This window comes from Bacillus sp. 220_BSPC (assembly GCF_001054655.1).
Lineage (GTDB): Bacteria > Bacillota > Bacilli > Bacillales > DSM-1321 > Peribacillus > Peribacillus frigoritolerans.
On sequence record NZ_JVPL01000117.1, the window covers coordinates 1 to 581 of the forward strand.

The window sequence follows — 581 nt, forward strand, 5'->3', positions numbered from 1 at the left end:
CTTTTTTCGTTCAAACCTCATTTTCAGTTATTACAGGAATGCTGCCCCGACAGTTTATTAAATACAAAATAAAAAGGACCACTGGTCCCTTAAAAATACTTTCTATACAAGTCTCTTCGCATTGCACCACTTAGATATGCATAAATTTTTGTGGTTTTACTTTTTTCATGGCCCATTAAATTTTGAATCACTTCCAAAGGCGCTCCATTATTCAATAATTTTGTAGCGTAACTATGTCTAAGCTGATGAGGATGAATGCTCTTTTTAATGTCCGTTCTCTTTGCTATCAGTTTTATAACGTTTCTCGCTTGAGAAATACTCATTCGATGGGGGGCGCGTGTTGTCACAAAGAGTGCTTCCTCATGATCTTTTCGCTCACTTAAATATCGCTTCAACCATATTTCACAACGAGTATTAAAATATACTTCTCGTTCTTTATTTCCTTTTCCTAATACGATTGCTGATTGATTAGAAAAATTGATTGATGTCCTATCTAGCGTTATTGCTTCACCAATTCTACATCCTGTTGAGTACATAAACTCAAATAAAGCATTTTCGAATGTTGTATGACAAGCTTCCCG

General features: G+C 35.3%; 1 protein-coding gene. It reads right to left on the reverse strand.

Annotated elements, in window-relative coordinates; all coding sequences use genetic code 11:
- Positions 1-89: 89 nt before the first annotated feature.
- On the reverse strand, positions 90-581 hold a 492-nt coding region (locus ADA55_RS07670), incomplete at its 5' end, for a tyrosine-type recombinase/integrase (protein ID WP_048681551.1).